The organism is Streptomyces lincolnensis (assembly GCF_001685355.1).
GTDB classification, from domain to species: Bacteria; Actinomycetota; Actinomycetes; order Streptomycetales; family Streptomycetaceae; genus Streptomyces; species Streptomyces lincolnensis.
This window is the reverse complement of the sequence record NZ_CP016438.1, coordinates 6708199-6724698: the sequence shown is the minus strand read 5'-3', so window position 1 is coordinate 6724698 and position 16500 is coordinate 6708199. Positions and strand designations below refer to the sequence as shown.

Genomic DNA, 16500 nt, shown 5'->3' with positions numbered 1-16500 from the left:
GAAGGACTGCTCCATGCTTTCCCGCCTGTTCGCCCCCAAGGTAAAGGTCAGCGCCCACTGCGACCTCCCGTGCGGCGTGTACGACCCCGCCCAGGCCCGCATCGAGGCGGAGTCCGTCAAGGCCGTCCAGGAGAAGATGGCCGGCAACGACGACCCGCACTTCCAGGCACGCGCCACCGTCATCAAGGAGCAGCGCGCCGAGCTGGCCAAGCACCACGTCTCCGTGCTGTGGAGCGACTACTTCAAGCCCCCGCACTTCGAGAAGTACCCCGAGCTGCACCAGCTGGTCAACGACGCCCTCAAGGCCCTCTCGGCCGCCAAGGGTTCGACCGACCCGGCCACGGGCCAGAAGGCGCTGGACTACATCGCCCAGATCGACAAGATCTTCTGGGAGACCAAGAAGGCCTGATCCAGGGGCTGTTCGCCGCGACCCGCGATCGGTGCACCATCGCAGGCCGCAGGGCGTCCGAAGGGGCCCGGTCGATACGTCGACCGGGCCCCTTCGGCATGCCGCTCGTGGCATGATCCGCGCATGACTGAGACATCCGGGCTGTGGAAGGTGGTCATCGCCCTGGAGGCCACGCCGGACGAGGTGGAGGCCCTCACGGACCGCTTCGTGGACGTCCTGTGCCCCGACCCGGGCCATGAGGGCCCGTGCGGGACACCGTGGGCCCTCCACACCGTCGAGGGCGCCGCACTGAGCATCCGCGAACAGACGACGCTGCGCGAGCACATCAGGGACACGATGGAGGGATGACGCGGATCGATGCAGGGATGACCCGGCCCGGTCGAGGGATGCCCGGGCCCGGCCGTCAACTCCCCGTGTCGTCCTCCCCCGCCTCCAGCAGGCCCGCCGCCGCGCCCACGATCCGGGGATCCGGGACGCCGACGACCTCCTCGTCCTTGTCGGAGTAGTCGAAGCGGGCCAGCACACTGCGCATCGCCTCGACGCGGGCCCGCTTCTTGTCGTTGCTCTTGACCACCGTCCAGGGCGCGTGGTCGGTGTCCGTCGCCCGGAACATGGCGACCTTGGCGGCGGTGTAGTCGTCCCAGAGGTCCAGCGAGGCCAGGTCCATCGGGCTGAGCTTCCACTGCCGTACGGGGTCGATCTGGCGGATCGTGAAGCGGGTGCGCTGCTCGCCCTGCGACACCGAGAACCAGAACTTCACCAGGTCGACGCCGTCGTCCACGAGCATCCGCTCGAACAGCGGTGCCTGGCGCGTGAAGCGCTGGTACTCGTCGTCGGTGCAGAAGCCCATGACCCGTTCGACACCGGCCCGGTTGTACCAGGACCGGTCGAAGAGCACGATCTCACCGGCGGTCGGCAGGTGTTCGACGTACCGCTGGAAGTACCACTGCCCGCGCTCGCGCTCGGTCGGCTTCTCCAGGGCCACCACCCGGGCGCCGCGCGGGTTGAGGTGCTCGGTGAACCGCTTGATGGTGCCGCCCTTGCCGGCCGCGTCCCGGCCCTCGAACACTATGACCAGCCGGCGCCCGGTCTCCTTGATCCAGCTCTGGAGCTTCAGCAGTTCGATCTGCTGGAGCCGTTTGTGCAGGTCGTACTCCGCACGCTGCATGCGGTCGGGGTACGGGTAGTTCTCCCGCCAGGTGTCGACCGGGCTGCCGTCCGGCCGCAGGAGTACGGGGTCGTCGTGGTCGCTGTAGTCGACCCGCAGGTCGGCCAGCTCGGACAAAAGGGGTGACATCGCCATCTGGGCCTGCCTTCCGGTCGGTGGAACTCCGGTCAGTGGAACCCCGGTCAGTGGAACTGCGGCACGATCAGGTAGATGCCGTACGCCACCACCGCCGCGCATGCGGCGAAGCAGAGCGTGGCCTGTGCGAAGCCGACGGCGGAGGTGCCGCCCGCCTCCTCCCGGGCCCCTTCGAGGCGGGCGAGGCCGAGGACTCCGAGGGCGAAGACGACGACCACGGCGATGGTCACTCCGATGCTCACGGCGGTGACCTGGCCGAGTGCGGTCCAGTCGAGGCTCATGTGTGAACTCCCTTGGCTCAGGCGGCCGTACGGACGGGGGTGTCGGCCGGCGTGGTGGCGCGGACGGCGACTTCGTGGGCGTCGTTGACGTTGTTGGCGCTCACCGGGTTGCGCCGGGAGAGGGCCACGATGCCCGCGGCGACGGCGGCGCCGACGAGGGCGACCACGATGGTGCCGAGGTCCCCGCCGTTGACGACCACGCTCGCGGAGACACCGCCGACCAGCGCGGCGGCGGGCAGTGTGATCAGCCAGGCGACGACCATCTTGCCCGCGATGCCCCAGCGGACCTCCGCCAGGCGCCGGCCGAGGCCCGCGCCGAGGATGCTGCCCGAGGCGACCTGGGTGGTGGACAGGGCGAAGCCGAGGTGGGCGGAGGTCAGGATGACGGTGGTGGAGGCGGTCTCGGCGGCGAAGCCCTGCGGCGACTGGATCTCGGTGAGGCCCTTGCCCATGGTGCGGATGATCCGCCAGCCGCCCAGGTAGGTGCCCAGGCCGATGGCCAGGCCCGCGGACGCGATCACCCACACCGGCGGGCCGGCGTCGTGGCCGAGCGCGCCGGCCGAGATGAGGGTCAGCGTGATGACGCCCATGGTCTTCTGCGCGTCGTTCGTGCCGTGCGCGAGGGAGACCAGGGAGGCGGAGGCGATCTGGCCGATCCGGAAGCCCTTGGTCACCGACTTCTCGCGGGCGCGGGCGGTGAGCTTGTAGGCGAGGTAGGTGGCGAGCAGTGCCGCCACCCCGGCCACGACCGGTGAGGCCACCGCCGGGACCAGTACCTTCTCGACCACCTTGTCGAAGTGCACGCCGTGCGAGCCCGCACCGACCCACACCGCTCCGATCAGCCCGCCGAACAGCGCGTGCGAGGAGCTCGACGGCAGTCCGACCAGCCAGGTCATCAGGTTCCACAGGATGGCCCCGACCAGTCCGGCGAAGATCATGCCGGGGGTGACCAGGGTGTCGTCCACGATGCCGCCGGAGATCGTCTTGGCGACCTCGGTGGACAGGAAGGCGCCGACGACGTTCAGCACACCGCTGATGATCACCGCTGTTCTCGGTTTGAGGGCGCCGGTGGCGATGGAGGTGGCCATCGCGTTCGCCGTGTCGTGGAATCCGTTGGTGAAGTCGAAGGCCAGCGCCGTGACGATGACGACCGCCACGAGCAACGTGATGTGGTCCATTCCCCCATGCAAACAAGCGCAGGCCACGTCGAGGCGAACCCGGGGCAAAGGCTGTCCCAGGAAACACGCACACGAGTGAAGGGGACGCGTGCGATGCTGACCCGTGTGAACCTCGACGACCTGGTCCGGCTCCGTCAGGCGCGCGACCGGATGGACCGCGAGTACACCGAGCCGCTCGACGTCACCGCCCTCGCGCGCACCGCGCTGATGTCACCCGGCCATTTCCAGCGCAGCTTCCGCGAGGCGTTCGGCGAGACGCCGTACGGCTATCTGATGACCCGGCGTGTCGAGCGCGCCAAGGCCCTGCTGCGCCGCGGCGACCTCTCCGTGACGGAGGTCTGCATGGCCGTCGGCTGCACCTCCCTCGGCTCCTTCAGCTCCCGCTTCACCGAACTCGTCGGCGAGACCCCGAGCGCGTACAAGTCCCGCTCCCACGAGGCGAGCGCCACGATCCCACCCTGCGTGGCCCGCAAGTACACCCGGCCCAGACGCGCTGCGCGACCGGGCCGGGGCGCCTAGCGTGAGCGTATGGACGTGAAACTGCATCATTGCTTCATCGCCGTCGACGACCACGACAAGGCGATCGCCTTCTACCGGGACGTGCTGGGTCTTCAGGTGCGGGGCGATGTCGGGTTCGAGGGGATGCGCTGGGTCACCGTCGGCTCGCCGCTGCAACCGGACGTGGAGATCGTGCTGGAGCCGCCCGCGGCGGACCCGGACACCTCGCCCGCCGACCGGGAGGCGCTGGCCCAGCTGCTGGCCAAGGGCCTGCTGCGCGGGGTCAACTTCAGCACCGACGACGTCGACGCCCTCTTCGCCCGCGTCCGGGAGGCCGGCGCCGAGGTCATCCAGGAGCCGACGGACATGCCGTACGGCGTACGGGACTGCGCCTTCCGGGACCCCGCCGGGAACATGCTGCGGTTCATGCAGCGGTCCTGAAATCCGCGGGCCTCCCGGGCTCCTCCGCTCTACGATCACCGCCATGAGCCGAACCGCGCTGTGGACCGACGCCTTCATCGACCGTCCCTACGAACGGTTCGGCCGGGCCTGCGACTTCTGGACCGTGGTCACGGACACCCGGCTGTCCGAGCGACGGGGCGAACGCCAGGAGTTCGTCACCCTGCTGCCGGACGGGGCCGACGCCTGCGTCCGGGTCCAGGGGCTTCTCGACGGCGAGGGCGGCGCGCATCTCGACCTCGGTGTGGCCGACCTGCCCCGGTTCGTGGCGTCGGCGCTGCGGCTCGGGGCCAGGACGCTGAGCGACGAGGACACCCTGGTGGTGCTGCGCTCCCCCGCCGGCCTGCCGTTCTGCGCGGTGCGGTGGCACGGCGGGTCGGTCCGGCCGCCGGTGGTGCGCGGCAGCCGCCTCGACCAGGTGTGCCTCGACGTCCCGCCGTCGTCCTACGACGCCGAAGTCGCCTTCTGGAGCGGACTGCTGCCCGACTGGGAGTCCCGCCCCGGTTCGCTCCCCGAGTTCCACGTGCTCGCGCCGCCGCCCGGGCTGCCGATCCGCCTCCTGCTGCAACGGCTCGGCGAGGAGCGCCCGGCCTCCGCCCACCTCGACCTGGCCTGCGCCGACATCGAGGCGACCCGCGCCGAGCACGAGCGGCTGGGCGCCACGGCGGTGGCCGTCGGCTCCAACTGGACGGTGATGCGTGATCCGGCGGGCGGCCTGTACTGCCTGACGGGCCGGGACCCGGAGACGGGCCGGCCGGCTAGCGGATGACGCTGTAGGCGCAGATGCCGGACCCGTCGGCGTTCTCCTCGGGCATGAGGCTCGGGCACAGGGTCTCCCACCCGTCGGGAAGCCGCGGCTCCGAGGGGTGCGCCTCCTCCCACCGGTACGGCCCCGGCGGCTCGACCGAGCCGTCGAGCCACAGGGTGACTCCGCCCGCCACGGCCACCAGGACCACCCACACCACGACGACCCACCGCCACAACCGGCGCCGCTCCCAGCCCATGTCCCCCAGTCCTTCAGACCTTCAGTCCTTCAGTCCTTCAGTCCTTCAACCGTGTCGCCCGCGCCCGCAGATACCGCTGCTCCGGCGCGCTGAGGGTCTTGCCGGCCGCCGACTCGTAGGCGGCGCGGGCCTCTTCGTACGCACCGGCGCGCTCCAGCAGATGCCCGCGGACCGCGTCCAGCCGGTGCCCCGCGCTCAACTCGTCCTCCAGCACGTCGAGTTCGGCGAGCCCGGCCCTGGGTCCGTGGACCATGGCGACGGCGACCGCGCGGCCCAGCCGCTCGACGGGGCCGGGCAGCAGGCGGACCAGGACGTCGTAGAGGCCGAGGATCTCGTGCCAGTCCGTGGCCTCGGCGGACGGGGCCTCGTCGTGCACGGCGGTGATGGCGGCCCGCAGCTGGTAGGGGCCCGCGGGACCGCTGCCGAGGGCCCGGGTGACCAGTACGACGCCCTCCTCGATCGCGGCCTTGTCCCAGCGGCCGCGGTCCTGTTCGTCGAGCGGGATCAGCTCGCCGTGCTCCCCGGTGCGGGCGTCCCGGCGGGCGTCGGTGAGCAGCATCAGGGCGAGCAGCCCGGCCACCTCGCCGTCGTCGGGGAGCAGCCGGTGCACCTCGCGGGTCAGCCGGATCGCCTCGCGGGCCAGGTCGCGCCGCTGGAGGCTGGGGCCGGAGGTCGCCGTATGGCCCTCGTTGAAGATCAGGTAGAGGGTGTGCAGGACGGCGGGCAGCCGCCGGCCCCAGTCCTCGGGGCGCCCGAAGCGCACCCCGCGCACCTTCTGCTTGGCGCGGCTGATCCGCTGCGCCATGGTCGCCTCGGGCACCAGGTGCGCGCGGGCGATCTCCGCCGTGGTCAGACCGCCGACCGCGCGCAGGGTGAGCGCGATCTGCGCGGACGCGGTCAGGTCGGGATGGCAGCACAGGAAGAGGAGCGAGAGGGTGTCGTCCTCCCGCGGCGCCCGGTCGCCCGTAGTGACGAACGCGTCGCGAGGCGTCAGCGCCGCCACCCGCTCCTCCCGCGCCCGCCGCGCCTCCTCCGCCCTGAGCGTGTCCGTCAGCCGCCGCGAGGCGACCCGGATCAGCCACCCGCGCGGGTTCTCCGGCAGCCCCTCCGAGGGCCACTGCCGGGCCGCGGCGAGCAGCGCCTCCTGTACGGCGTCCTCGGCGGCGTCGAAATGGCCGTACCGCCTGACGAGCGCGCCGAGGACCTGCGGCGCGTGGTGGCGCAGCAGGTCCTCGATCGCGTCGGTGGCGCCTCGCACGGTGTCAGCCGATGTCTCCGGCGCCCTCCATGATGGGCCGGATCACCACCGGGTAGTCGGGGGCGCCGTCGGGCTGGGGGCAGCGGGCGACGCGCTCGGCGATCTCGGTGACCCGCTCCAGGCTCGCGCAGTCCAGCACCCAGTAGCCCGCCATCAGCTCCTTGGTCTCGCTGTACGGCCCGTCGGTGATCACGGCCTTGCCGTCCTTGCCGAGGGTGACCGTCCGGGTCTGCGCCGGCTCCGCCAGGCCCTGTCCGTCGACGAGCTCGCCGGACTCGGCCAGGTCGTCGTTGATCGCGCTCATGTAGGCGAACATCGCCTGGAGCCCCTCTTGGTTCCAGGCCGGGGAGCCGGGGGACGCCTTGCCGCCCATCGCCTCGTAGTCCGCCTGCGTGCCCTGCACCATGACCAGGTACTTCGCCATTGTTCCGCTCCTTCGTTGCCTCGGGTCGTGCCCCTTGTCCGGGGGCTTTCACAGGGGACGTCGGAGCCGGTCCTGGATGCTCGACACCACTAGGGAACTTTTCTCAGGGTTTCTTCGCGGCGGGCTTCCGGGCCGCCGCTCTGCCGTACTTCTTCTGGGGTTCGGGCTCGGCGCCCTCTTCGGCGTACGCCTCGCACCGGGGGTTGTGGCACGGGCCGGCCACCCACACCGGCACCCACGCGCCCAGCGTCTTGTGACGCCGGACGACCGTTTCGACAGGCTGTCCGCAGGCGGGACAGGCATGTTTGTCGCTGTCCATGCCTTCAGAGTAGGGCGAACGGGGCGTCGGCGCCGCCCCGCTGTCACCGCTTCCTGCTGTACGTCCTCACCACGACGCCGTTCTTGAAGACGCGTACGTCGTCGAGGGTGAACTCCTCGACCGCGAAGCCGGACCCGAACATGGGCATGCCGGTGCCGATGACCACGGGGTAGGTCTTGATGACGAGCTCGTCGACCTCGTCGAGCAGTTCGCCCGCGAGCACCGAGCCGCCGCACAGGTAGATGCCGAGCCCGCTCTCCTCCGCCTTGAGCGCGCGCACCTTGGCGGCCACGTCCTCGGCGACGATCTCGACGTGCGGGTCGGGCGACTCCTTCAGGGTGCGCGAGGCGACGTACTCGCGCATATGGGCGTAGGGGCTGGTCATGCCCTCCCTCAGGCCCACGTCGTAGCTGGCCCGGCCCTGGATGACGGTGTCGAACTTCTGGTTCTCCAGGTCGTCGAGGCCGAGGGCCCGGCGGCCGTCGGTGCTCATGGTCTCCGGGTACTCGGTCTTGAGGAAGTCGAAGAACTCCTCGTCCACGAAGGGGTACATGAACGACGCGTCGCCGCTCTCGTCCCCGATGAAGCCGTCGATCGAACAGGCGATGAAGTAGGTGAGCTTTCGCAAGCCGGGCCTCTTTCCGTAGGCTGCGTTCCGCGTGAACCACTGTAGTTGTAGTGCTTCACTTGTAGTGGTTGCAAGGGTATTTTCGGAACAGGACGCAACTGGGAGGGCAGATTCCGCATGGTCAGCAATCCGGAGCGCCGGGCCGCGCTCGTCGACGCGGGTGTCGAGGTGCTCGCGCGCGAGGGGGCGCGCGGGCTGACGTTCCGCGCGGTGGACACCGAGGCGGGGGTGCCGGTGGGCACGGCCTCCAACTACTTCACCGGCCGGGACGACCTGCTGCGGCAGATCGACACCCGGCTTCATGTACGGCTCGCGCCCGACCCCGAGGTCGTGGCCGATCTGATGACGCGACCGAAGGACCGCTCCCTGGTCACCGCCTTCATGCACGACCTGATGGCCCGCGCGACCCGCGACCGCACCGGCTATCTGGCCCTGCTGGAGCTCCGCCTCGAAGCCACCCGCCGCCCCGAACTGCGCGCCTCCTACACCAAATCGGTGCGCGGGGACCTGGAGGAGGGCATCGAGTTCCACCGCGCCGCCGGGCTGCCCGGCGGCGACGAGACCGTCACCGTGCTCTACCTCGCGGTGCTCGGCCTGCTCCTGGAACACCTGACCCTGCCGGACGTCCTGGACGGCGTACTGCCCGGGGTCAGCGTGCCCGAGGGCCTGGTCGAGCGGATCGTGGCGACGGTCGTACCGGAGGCTCCCTAGGGTCTGTCGTCACCTTCCCGCCCGCCTCTTCCCGCCTGCCCCTTCCCGCCTGTCCCGGCGCCGGGTCCCGGTCAGCTCTTGGGCTCGCGCCACATCGGCCACATCTGAGGGCCGTCCGGCAGGTCGAGGGGGCGGTCGAGGATCTCGTAGCCGAGCCGCTCGTACAGGGCGCGGCTGCGGGCGCTGCTCGCCTCCAGATAGGCCGGCAGGCCCTCGCGGTCGCAGCGGTCGAGGACCGTGGCGATGAGCGCGGTGCCGAGGCCCTCGCCCTGGTGCTCGGGTGCCACGCCGATCATCCAGAGGTACTCGTGGGCCCGGTCGGCGGGATGGATCCCGGCCGTGAGGGTGCCGACCATCTCGACCCGCTCGTTCTCCGGGTCGACGGCCGCCCGCACCTGGGCCGGGCCGTCCTCGTCCTCGTCATGCCCCGCGGGCACGGACAGCCACAGCGCGCAGGCGCTGCCGTCCTCGGTGAGGTCGATCCGGCCCGCGGCCAGCACGATGTCGGTGAACGCGGCCATCAGTGCGGGGTGCTTCCGCCGACGGTGCTCCGCCTCCGGGAACACCCAGCCGCTGACCGGATCGTCCTGGAACGCCGTGTCCAGCAGCCGGACGACCAGCTCCCGGTCCGCCGCGCCCGCCGTACGTATCGCCACACCCATGTCCCGCCCCTTGTCCCCAACAGCCACTGATGACACGGGAGTTGACCCTATTACGGGACCGGTCGGAAGAGTGGACACCTCGAAAGAAAGAAGGCAGGGCCCGCACACCGTGGGGATGTGCGGGACCTGCCTGCCGGGTGTTCCCGCCGTGCGGAGTCAGGAGCCGCACTGCGGGAACACCCGGGTTACGGAGGCACCCTCCCCCCTCGGCGGGTGCCTCGGCTCAACTGCTGCGCCGCGTCACGAACTCGGCCAGGGAGAGCAGACCCCCCGCCGCCTCCGGATCGCCGACCGCGCGGGACAGTTCGTGCATCGCGCGGGCCATCCGGTCGGCGGCCTGGCCCTGCGCCCACTCCCGCCCCCGGCCCGGTCCACCGCCAGCGTGGTCCGCTCCAGGTCCGCCTCCGCGTACGGCGCCTCGTACAGTTCGGCCAGTTCCGCGGCCGCCGGGGTGCCCGAGGCGAGCGCCGCGACCACCGGAAGCGACTTCTTGCGGGCGGCGAGGTCCGCGCCGGCCGGCTTGCCGGTGCTGCGCGGGTCGCCCCATATGCCGATCACGTCGTCGATGAGCTGGAAGGCGAGCCCGGCCTCCCGGCCGAACGCGTCCAGCGCCTCGACGTCCTCCCGCACGGCATCCGCGTACAGCGCGCCGAGGGCACACGCGCACCCGAGCAGCGCACCGGTCTTGGCCTCGGCCATGGCGAGCACCTCGTCGAGGGTGACGTCCCGCGGTCCGAGCCGCTCCATGGCCGTGTCCGCGTGCTGCCCGGCGCACAGCTCGACGACACAGTCGGCGAGCCGGGCGGCGGCCTGCGCGGACGCCGGATGCGGGTCCTCGGCGAGCAGCCTGAGGGCCAGCGCCTGAAGGGCGTCTCCGGCGAGGATCGCGTCGGCGTCGCCGAACACGGTCCACGCCGTCGGCCGGTGCCGCCGGGTGGCGTCCCGGTCCATCACGTCGTCGTGCAACAACGTGAAGTTGTGGACCAGTTCCACCGCCGCGGCCGCCGGGACCGCCGCCGCCCGCGCCTCGGGTCCGCCGAGCGCGGCGGCCGCGGTGAGCACGAGAGCGGGGCGGATCGCCTTGCCCGCGTTGCCGGCCGCCGGTGTGCCGTCCGCGTGCTCCCAGCCGAAGTGGTAGCGCGCGACCCGGCGCATGGAGGCGGGCAGCGAATCGATCGCGGAGCGCAGCTCGGGGTCGACCGACGCCCGGGTGCGCTCCAGGATCTCGGCCGCCTCGTCCCCGTCGGGCCCGGGCGGCCCGGCGGTGGAGCGCTGCTTCGTCTCCCCCATGCAGTCGGCCATGGGATCCCCCTCGGAGAGTCCGCGGTCGGTCGCGTCCGCGCCGCGGCCGGGCGCGTACGACCGGGGTGTACCCGCCCCGAAGGGCGCGGACACGGCCTTCAGGTGCGGAAACGTCACCTCCAGCGGCCGATCTCGACGTTCTCCAGGACGCCGAGCGCGTCCGGCACGAGCACCGCCGCCGAGTAGTAGGCCGTCACCAGGTACTTGATGATCGCCTGCTCATTGATGCCCATGAAGCGCACGGACAGGCTCGGCTCGATCTCGTCCGGGATACCGGCCTGCTGAAGACCGATGACACCCTGCTCGGCCTCGCCGGTACGCATCGCGATGATCGAGGTCGTACGGGCCTCGGTGACCGGGATCTTGTTGCACGGGTAGATCGGCACACCGCGCCAGGTGGGGATGCGGTTGCCGGCCACCTCGATGCTCTCCGGGACCAGTCCGCGCTTGTTGAGCTCGCGGCCGATCGCGGAGATCGCGCGCGGGTGGGCGAGCAGCAGCTTGGTGCCGCGCCGCCGGCTGAGCAGCTCGTCCAGGTCGTCGGGGCTGGGCACGCCGTCGTGCGGCTGGAGCCGCTGGTCGTACTCGCAGTTGTTGAGCAGCCCGAACTCGCGGTTGTTGACGAGCTCGTGCTCCTGGCGCTCCTTCAGGGCCTCGACCGTCAGCCGGATCTGCTGCTCGGTCTGGTTCATCGGCTGGTTGTAGAGGTCGGCCACGCGGGAGTGGATGCGCAGCACGGTCTGGGCGATGCTCAGCTCGTACTCGCGGGGCCTGCCCTCGTAGTCGACGAAGGTGTGCGGGATGTCCGGCTCGCCGTCGTGGCCCGCCGCGAGGTCGATCTCCTTCTCGCCGTACTTGTTGGTGCGCTGCGAGGGGATGGCGCGCTGCTCCTGGAGGTGCTCGCTCAGGCTCTCGGTGCGCTCCGCGACCTGCTCGACGGAGTTCCGGGGCAGGACGAGGACCGTGCAGGCGGTGATCGCCCGGGCCGTGTACTCCCAGATGGCGTCGGCGTCGAGCAGCGCCCGCTCGCCCAGGTACGCGCCGTCGGCGAGGACCCCGAGGGACTCGTCCTCCCCGTACGGGCCGGTGCCGAGCTTCTCCACCCTGCCGTGCGCCAGCAGGAGGACCTCGTCGGTCGGGCTGCCGAACTCGGCGATCACGTCACCGGGGCCGAACTCACGCTGCTCGCAGCGCCGGGCGAGCTCGGTGAGCACCTCCTCGTCCTCGTACGACCGCAGTGCGGGCAGTTCGCACAGTTCGGCGGGGATCACCTCCACGCGGTCGCCGGTCTTCACGAACGTCACCCGGCCGTCCCCGACCGCGTAGGACAGTCGCCGGTTGACCCGGTACGTACCGCCCTGCACGTTCACCCAGGGCAGCATGCGGAGCAGCCAGCGGGAGCTGATCTCCTGCATCTGAGGTGCGGACTTGGTGGTGGTGGCCAGGTTCCGCGCGGCCGCCGTGCCGAGACTCTGCTGCGGCCGTTCCTGCTCGCTGCGGACCTCTTCGCCTACCGACATAAAGAATTGCCCTCCCGGTCGCGCGGGGCGCTGATGTGCGCCGCGCATCGATGTGCACGGGCAAGCCTTCCAGTCCGGACGTGCCGGTGCTATTACACGAAAGAGCGGGATTGGATCACCACCAGCTGGGGCACATGAGCGATTTCCGTCGAACCCCGACACCCGTCCCCACACCCGTCCCCGACGTCCCCACACCCGTCCCCGACACCCGTCCCGAACGGAAGGACATTGTCCGGATCGGCTCGCACGCCGTGCGAAGGAGTAGTCCGGATCGGCCCCCTCCGGTACAAGCAGCGGTACGAGACGGCCGCGCACGGCGGCCGACGCGCAGCGCGAAGGAGGCGGTCATGGCCTCACCCATGGCCTCACCCATGTCCGCGGGCAGTTTCCTGGCCGCCCTGAAGGCGGAGGGTCTCACCGTCGTCGAGGTCGGTGACTGGGAGCATCACAACCGCAACCACAAGGGCCCGTGGGGCCCGGTCCACGGCGTGATGATCCATCACACGGTGACCAAGGGCAGTGCCCACACGGTCAAGCTCTGCCGGGACGGCTACGCGAGCCTGCCGGGGCCGCTGTGCCACGGCGTCATCACCAAGGACGGCAGGGTCCACCTCGTCGGCTACGGCCGCGCCAACCACGCGGGGCTCGGCGACGACGACGTCCTGCGCGCGGTGATCGCCGAGAAGGCGCTGCCGCACGACAACGAGTCCAACACCGACGGCAACCGGCATTTCTACGGCTTCGAGTGCGAGAACCTCGGCGACGGCCAGGATCCCTGGCCGGCCGTCCAGCTGGAGGCGATCGAGAAGGCCGCGGCGGCGGTGTGCAGGCGCCACGGGTGGACGGAGCGGTCGGTCATCGGCCACCTGGAGTGGCAGCCGGGCAAGGTGGACCCGCGGGGCTTCACGATGGCGTCGATGCGGGGGCGCATCCGGGACCGGCTGAAGTGAGCCCGCACGGGTGCGGGGCGCCGGCGGGGACAATGGAGCCGTGACCAGCCTCGACGCCCTGCGGCCCCGACTCCCCTCCCCCTTGCGGGAGGTGTCGGATCCCCGCTTCGCCGGGCACGGCATTCGCCTCCTCCTCAAGCGGGACGACCTGATCCACCCGGAGCTCGTCGGCAACAAGTGGCGCAAACTCGCGCCGAACCTCACCGCGGCGGCCGGCCGTACCGTCGTCACCTTCGGCGGCGCGTACTCCAACCATCTGCGCGCCACGGCCGCCGCGGGCCGTCTCCTCGGCCTGTCCACGGTCGGGGTCGTTCGCGGCGACGAACTGGCCGACCGCCCACTCAATCCCTCCCTGGCCCGGTGCGCGGCCGACGGCATGCGTCTGCACTTCGTCGACAGATCGACGTATCGCTGCAAGACCGAGCCGCAGACCCTGGCCGCCCTGTTGCGCGCGGCGCGCGCCGAGGACGCGTACGTCGTCCCGGAGGGCGGCAGCAACGTGCTCGCCGTACGGGGATGCCGCGCGCTCGGTGAGGAACTGGCCGGGCGGGCCGACGTCGTGGCGATCGCCTGCGGCACCGGCGGCACCCTCGCGGGCCTGGCCGCCGGACTCGCCCCCGACCAGCGCGCCCTCGGCGTCCCCGTCCTGAAGGGCGGCTTCCTCGACGCGGAGATACGGGCCCTCCAGGAGGAGGCCTTCGGCGGCCCCCGCGGCACCTGGTCCCTCGACGACCGCTTCCACTTCGGGGGGTACGCCCGTACTCCCCCCGAACTCGACGCCTTCGCCCGCGACTTCGAAAGCCGCCATGGCCTGCCCGTCGAACGGCTCTATGTCGCCAAGTTGCTGTACGGACTTGTCACCCTGGTGGAGGAGGGCGCCTTCGCGCGCGGGACGACGATCGCGGCCGTCGTCACCGGCCGCCCCTTCCCCTGAGCCCCGGGCACCTCACCGGGTCGCCTCCCGGTAAGCCGCCGCCTCCTCCAGGTCCAGCCTGCGCAGCAGGGTGCGCAGCATCTCGTCGTCGATGTAGCGGCCGTCGCGGAGCTTGACGAAGACGGTGCGCTCGGCGCTGATCATCTCGCGGGACAGCCGGCGGTAGGTGTCGTCGACGGTCTCGCCGGTGAGGGGGTTGACCTGGCCGAGGCGCTCCCAGACGGCGTTGCGGCGACGCTCCAGGACGCTGCGCAGGCGGTCGGCCAGCGGGGGCGGGAGCACGTTGTGCTCGTCGGAGAGGAGGTCGTCCAGACGGCGTTCGGCGGCCCGGGAGGCCTGGGCCTGGGCGTTGGCCTCGGCGAGCGTCTCGGCCTGCGCGTCGCGGCCGGGAAGTTTCAGGACGCGGATCAGCGGGGGCAGGGTCAGGCCCTGGAGGACCAGCGTCCCGATGACCGTGGTGAAGGTCAGGAACAGGATGAGATTGCGCTCGGGGAAGGGTCCTTCGCCGTGCGTGGTCAGCGGGATGGAGAAGGCGATGGCCAGGGACACCACGCCCCGCATCCCGGCCCAGGCGATGACGAACGGCCCCTTCCAGGTCGGATTCACCTCGCGCTCCCGGATCCGCGCCGACAGCAGACGCGGCAGGAAGGTCGCCGGGTACACCCACACGAACCGGGACGCGACCACCACCAGGAAGACGGCGACCGCGTACAGGGCGGCACGGCCGCCCTCGTACTCGCCGAGGCCCTTGAGGATCACCGGGAGTTGCAGTCCGATCAGTGCGAACACCGCGGACTCCAGGACGAAGGCGACCATCTTCCACACGGCCTCCTCCTGGAGGCGGGTCGCGAAGTCGACCTCCCACGCGCGGTGTCCGAGGTAGAGCGCGACGGTGACGACCGCGAGGACACCGGAGGCGTGCACCTGCTCGGCGGCCGCGTACGCGACGAACGGGATGAGCAGGGAGAGCGTGTTCTGCAACAGCGCCTCCTTGAGGTGGGTGCGCAGCCAGTGCAGCGGCACCATCAGCACCAGCCCGAACCCGATGCCGCCGACCGCGGCGAGCAGGAACTCGCCGATCCCGCCCGCCCAGGTGGCGCCCTCGCCGACGGCCGCCGCCACGGCCACCCGGTAGGCGGTGATCGCGGTGGCGTCGTTCACCAGGGACTCGCCCTGGAGGATCGTGGTGATCCGGGAGGGCAGCCCCACCCGGCGGGCGACCGCCGTGGCCGCGACCGCGTCCGGCGGCGCCACCACCGCGCCCAGCACCAGCGCCGCGGTCAGCGGCAGGTCCGGCACGATCAGATAGGCGGCCCAGCCGACGGCCAGAGTCGCGAAGAGGACGTATCCGACCGACAGCAGCGCCACCGGCCGCAGTTGCGCGCGCAGGTCGAGGTAGGAGCTGTCGGTGGCGGCCGTGTACAGCAGCGGGGGCAGGAGCAGCGGCAGTACGACATGGGGGTCGAGGGTGTAGTCGGGGACCCCGGGGATGTAACTGATCACGAGTCCCGCCGTGACCAGCAGCAGCGGCGCCGGCACGGGCGTCCGCCGCGCGGCCGCGGCGATCACCGCGCTGCCCGCCACCAGCAACAGCAGTGGCATCACGTCCATGGTCCTCGCCCGCCCTCGTTCCTCGTCGCGTGCCCGCGGCCTTTTGTCCGCGCCGCCCGCACACCCGTCGTAATCTGGCAATCATGAAACAGTGCACGCACGCCGACGCGCTGCCGCACCCGGAACCGGAACCGCTCAGCGAGACCTGTCTCGAGTGTCTGGCGGACGGACACCACCCGGTACAACTGCGGCTGTGCCTCACCTGCGGCCACGTCGGCTGCTGCGACTCCTCTCCGGGGCGTCACGCCACGGAGCACTACAAGGACTCCGGTCACGAAATCATGCGGACTTTCGAGCCCGGCGAGGCGTGGCGCTGGTGTTTCGTCGACCACGTCCTCGTGTGAGCCCGTTCTGTGTGACCCTGTAGGCCCGGAGACGACCACGGATCCGGACGGTTCGACAGCCCGACGCCTGGGTACGTCAACCCGGCGCGCGCTCTTCCCAATTGGGCCCGCAGACCCCCTAGCCACGGAGCGTATCCGTGTGTTTACTATGAGTGACAGCAAGGGGTTGGGGTCCCGGGGACAGGAAAGTTCAGAGCGCGGTAGCGTCACCGCTGAACCACGTATCGCGTTACCCCGGGGGGCGACCCTCGGCCCCGAAAAGCTTGTACCACCTTGGAGGTGAGGGTGTCCCAGATCGCAGGCGAGCCCGCGACCCAGGACTTCGTGGAAGTCCGGCTGCCGGCTGCGGGTGCCTACCTGTCGGTGCTGCGTACGGCCACGGCCGGTCTCGCGGCCCGTTTGGACTTCACCCTCGACGAGATCGAGGATCTGCGCATCGCGGTGGACGAGGCCTGCGCGATCCTGCTTCAGCAGGCCGTGCCGGGCTCCGTACTCAGCTGCGTGTTCCGTCTCGTCGACGACTCGCTGGAGGTCACCGTCTCCGCTCCGACTACGGACGGTCACGCTCCGGCACGGGACACCTTCGCCTGGACCGTGCTGTCGGCCCTCGCGGGCAAGGTCTCGTCGGCCGTCGACGAGGACAAGACCGTTTCGATCAGCCTCTACAAACAGCGCGGCGCGGGACCCGGGCCGGCGTGAGGAACG

21 protein-coding genes and 1 pseudogene are annotated in these 16500 nt (G+C 71.1%); 10 read left to right on the top strand and 12 right to left on the bottom strand.

Features of this window, described 5'->3' with window-relative positions:
• Positions 1-13 precede the first annotated feature (13 nt).
• Both sodN and SLINC_RS30100 read left to right on the top strand, forming a co-directional pair.
• Complete coding sequence (gene sodN / locus SLINC_RS30105; protein ID WP_030928916.1) at positions 14-409, top strand: superoxide dismutase, Ni; 396 nt, start codon at positions 14-16, stop codon at positions 407-409.
• A 123-nt stretch (positions 410-532) separates the two neighbouring features.
• Positions 533-757 carry a hypothetical protein gene (locus tag SLINC_RS30100; RefSeq protein ID WP_067439430.1) on the top strand — a complete coding sequence of 75 codons (225 nt, stop codon included), beginning with the start codon at positions 533-535 and terminating at the stop codon, positions 755-757.
• A gap of 55 nt (positions 758-812) precedes the next feature.
• Here SLINC_RS30100 and ppk2 read toward each other — a convergent pair whose 3' ends face one another.
• The 3 genes from ppk2 to SLINC_RS30085 are packed head-to-tail and all read right to left on the bottom strand — an operon-like array spanning position 813 to position 3171.
• Complete coding sequence (ppk2, locus tag SLINC_RS30095) at positions 813-1712, bottom strand: polyphosphate kinase 2 (RefSeq protein ID WP_375141499.1); 900 nt, start codon at positions 1710-1712, stop codon at positions 813-815.
• A gap of 47 nt (positions 1713-1759) precedes the next feature.
• Entirely contained in the window at positions 1760-1993 is a 234-nt protein-coding gene (locus SLINC_RS30090; RefSeq protein WP_067439427.1) for a hypothetical protein, read from the bottom strand.
• 17 nt (positions 1994-2010) lie between these two features.
• Entirely contained in the window at positions 2011-3171 is a 1161-nt protein-coding gene (locus SLINC_RS30085) for an inorganic phosphate transporter (protein WP_067439424.1), read from the bottom strand.
• A 93-nt stretch (positions 3172-3264) separates the two neighbouring features.
• Here SLINC_RS30085 and SLINC_RS30080 point away from each other — a divergent pair, with 93 nt between their 5' ends.
• The 3 genes from SLINC_RS30080 to SLINC_RS30070 are packed head-to-tail and all read left to right on the top strand — an operon-like array spanning position 3265 to position 4897.
• Positions 3265-3690 carry a helix-turn-helix transcriptional regulator gene (locus SLINC_RS30080; protein ID WP_079164801.1) on the top strand — a complete coding sequence of 142 codons (426 nt, stop codon included), beginning with the start codon at positions 3265-3267 and terminating at the stop codon, positions 3688-3690.
• Positions 3691-3699: 9 nt separating this feature from the next.
• Complete coding sequence (locus SLINC_RS30075) at positions 3700-4110, top strand: VOC family protein (RefSeq protein ID WP_067439421.1); 411 nt, start codon at positions 3700-3702, stop codon at positions 4108-4110.
• Between the two features lie 43 nt (positions 4111-4153).
• Positions 4154-4897, top strand: coding sequence for a VOC family protein (locus tag SLINC_RS30070; protein WP_067439418.1), 744 nt, complete (start codon positions 4154-4156; stop codon positions 4895-4897).
• Here the strand turns inward: SLINC_RS30070 and SLINC_RS30065 are convergent.
• The 5 genes from SLINC_RS30065 to SLINC_RS30045 form a co-directional block, all read right to left on the bottom strand.
• A complete protein-coding gene (locus SLINC_RS30065) occupies positions 4887-5132 on the bottom strand; it encodes a hypothetical protein (RefSeq protein WP_067439415.1) in 246 nt (81 codons plus the stop codon). The genes SLINC_RS30070 and SLINC_RS30065 overlap by 11 nt on opposite strands.
• 37 nt (positions 5133-5169) lie before the next feature.
• On the bottom strand, positions 5170-6390 hold the full coding sequence (locus tag SLINC_RS30060; RefSeq protein WP_067439412.1) for an RNA polymerase sigma factor: 1221 nt from the start codon (positions 6388-6390) through the stop codon (positions 5170-5172).
• A gap of 4 nt (positions 6391-6394) precedes the next feature.
• Complete coding sequence (locus SLINC_RS30055; protein WP_067439409.1) at positions 6395-6814, bottom strand: YciI family protein; 420 nt, start codon at positions 6812-6814, stop codon at positions 6395-6397.
• A gap of 103 nt (positions 6815-6917) precedes the next feature.
• Entirely contained in the window at positions 6918-7133 is a 216-nt protein-coding gene (locus tag SLINC_RS30050; protein ID WP_067439406.1) for a hypothetical protein, read from the bottom strand.
• Between the two features lie 43 nt (positions 7134-7176).
• Positions 7177-7761, bottom strand: coding sequence for a dihydrofolate reductase family protein (locus tag SLINC_RS30045; protein WP_067439403.1), 585 nt, complete (start codon positions 7759-7761; stop codon positions 7177-7179).
• Between the two features lie 117 nt (positions 7762-7878).
• Between SLINC_RS30045 and SLINC_RS30040 the strand changes: the two genes are divergently transcribed.
• Entirely contained in the window at positions 7879-8472 is a 594-nt protein-coding gene (locus SLINC_RS30040; RefSeq protein WP_067439400.1) for a TetR/AcrR family transcriptional regulator, read from the top strand.
• A 71-nt stretch (positions 8473-8543) separates the two neighbouring features.
• On the opposite strand, the gene SLINC_RS30035 is transcribed toward SLINC_RS30040, so the two are convergent.
• From SLINC_RS30035 to SLINC_RS30025, 3 genes and pseudogenes are all read right to left on the bottom strand, one after another.
• Positions 8544-9134 carry a GNAT family N-acetyltransferase gene (locus tag SLINC_RS30035; protein ID WP_067439397.1) on the bottom strand — a complete coding sequence of 197 codons (591 nt, stop codon included), beginning with the start codon at positions 9132-9134 and terminating at the stop codon, positions 8544-8546.
• 223 nt (positions 9135-9357) lie between these two features.
• Positions 9358-10424: pseudogene (locus tag SLINC_RS30030) on the bottom strand (family 2 encapsulin nanocompartment cargo protein polyprenyl transferase).
• 125 nt (positions 10425-10549) lie between these two features.
• Complete coding sequence (locus SLINC_RS30025) at positions 10550-11956, bottom strand: family 2B encapsulin nanocompartment shell protein (RefSeq protein WP_067439394.1); 1407 nt, start codon at positions 11954-11956, stop codon at positions 10550-10552.
• A 359-nt stretch (positions 11957-12315) separates the two neighbouring features.
• Here SLINC_RS30025 and SLINC_RS30020 point away from each other — a divergent pair, with 359 nt between their 5' ends.
• Positions 12316-12906, top strand: a complete 591-nt coding sequence (locus tag SLINC_RS30020) for an N-acetylmuramoyl-L-alanine amidase (RefSeq protein WP_079165183.1) — start codon at positions 12316-12318, stop codon at positions 12904-12906.
• A gap of 40 nt (positions 12907-12946) precedes the next feature.
• Complete coding sequence (locus tag SLINC_RS30015) at positions 12947-13840, top strand: 1-aminocyclopropane-1-carboxylate deaminase/D-cysteine desulfhydrase (protein ID WP_067439388.1); 894 nt, start codon at positions 12947-12949, stop codon at positions 13838-13840.
• A 12-nt stretch (positions 13841-13852) separates the two neighbouring features.
• Here the strand turns inward: SLINC_RS30015 and SLINC_RS30010 are convergent, their stop codons facing one another.
• A complete protein-coding gene (locus SLINC_RS30010) occupies positions 13853-15451 on the bottom strand; it encodes a Na+/H+ antiporter (protein WP_067439385.1) in 1599 nt (532 codons plus the stop codon).
• 83 nt (positions 15452-15534) lie between these two features.
• On the opposite strand from SLINC_RS30010, the gene SLINC_RS30005 reads away from it, so the two are divergent.
• Together SLINC_RS30005 and SLINC_RS30000 are read left to right on the top strand one after the other, a co-directional pair.
• A complete protein-coding gene (locus SLINC_RS30005; protein ID WP_067439382.1) occupies positions 15535-15795 on the top strand; it encodes a UBP-type zinc finger domain-containing protein in 261 nt (86 codons plus the stop codon).
• A gap of 285 nt (positions 15796-16080) precedes the next feature.
• Positions 16081-16494, top strand: coding sequence for an ATP-binding protein (locus SLINC_RS30000; protein ID WP_019058277.1), 414 nt, complete (start codon positions 16081-16083; stop codon positions 16492-16494).
• The last annotated feature ends 6 nt before the right edge of the window (positions 16495-16500 follow it).

What these genes read in the sequence shown, in the direction of transcription:
- SLINC_RS30010 (WP_067439385.1), bottom strand. Translation starts at nt 15,451, where the DNA reads ATGGACGTGATGCCACTGCTGTTGCTGGTGGCGGGCAGCGCGGTGATC.
- SLINC_RS30050 (WP_067439406.1), bottom strand. Translation starts at nt 7,133, where the DNA reads ATGGACAGCGACAAACATGCCTGTCCCGCCTGCGGACAGCCTGTCGAA.
- SLINC_RS30090 (WP_067439427.1), bottom strand. Translation starts at nt 1,993, where the DNA reads ATGAGCCTCGACTGGACCGCACTCGGCCAGGTCACCGCCGTGAGCATC.
- sodN (WP_030928916.1), top strand. Translation starts at nt 14, where the DNA reads ATGCTTTCCCGCCTGTTCGCCCCCAAGGTAAAGGTCAGCGCCCACTGC.
- ppk2 (WP_375141499.1), bottom strand. Translation starts at nt 1,712, where the DNA reads ATGGCGATGTCACCCCTTTTGTCCGAGCTGGCCGACCTGCGGGTCGAC.
- SLINC_RS30040 (WP_067439400.1), top strand. Translation starts at nt 7,879, where the DNA reads ATGGTCAGCAATCCGGAGCGCCGGGCCGCGCTCGTCGACGCGGGTGTC.
- SLINC_RS30085 (WP_067439424.1), bottom strand. Translation starts at nt 3,171, where the DNA reads ATGGACCACATCACGTTGCTCGTGGCGGTCGTCATCGTCACGGCGCTG.
- SLINC_RS30075 (WP_067439421.1), top strand. Translation starts at nt 3,700, where the DNA reads ATGGACGTGAAACTGCATCATTGCTTCATCGCCGTCGACGACCACGAC.
- SLINC_RS30005 (WP_067439382.1), top strand. Translation starts at nt 15,535, where the DNA reads ATGAAACAGTGCACGCACGCCGACGCGCTGCCGCACCCGGAACCGGAA.
- SLINC_RS30025 (WP_067439394.1), bottom strand. Translation starts at nt 11,956, where the DNA reads ATGTCGGTAGGCGAAGAGGTCCGCAGCGAGCAGGAACGGCCGCAGCAG.
- SLINC_RS30070 (WP_067439418.1), top strand. Translation starts at nt 4,154, where the DNA reads ATGAGCCGAACCGCGCTGTGGACCGACGCCTTCATCGACCGTCCCTAC.
- SLINC_RS30035 (WP_067439397.1), bottom strand. Translation starts at nt 9,134, where the DNA reads ATGGGTGTGGCGATACGTACGGCGGGCGCGGCGGACCGGGAGCTGGTC.
- SLINC_RS30020 (WP_079165183.1), top strand. Translation starts at nt 12,316, where the DNA reads ATGGCCTCACCCATGTCCGCGGGCAGTTTCCTGGCCGCCCTGAAGGCG.
- SLINC_RS30100 (WP_067439430.1), top strand. Translation starts at nt 533, where the DNA reads ATGACTGAGACATCCGGGCTGTGGAAGGTGGTCATCGCCCTGGAGGCC.
- SLINC_RS30065 (WP_067439415.1), bottom strand. Translation starts at nt 5,132, where the DNA reads ATGGGCTGGGAGCGGCGCCGGTTGTGGCGGTGGGTCGTCGTGGTGTGG.
- SLINC_RS30080 (WP_079164801.1), top strand. Translation starts at nt 3,265, where the DNA reads ATGCTGACCCGTGTGAACCTCGACGACCTGGTCCGGCTCCGTCAGGCG.
- SLINC_RS30055 (WP_067439409.1), bottom strand. Translation starts at nt 6,814, where the DNA reads ATGGCGAAGTACCTGGTCATGGTGCAGGGCACGCAGGCGGACTACGAG.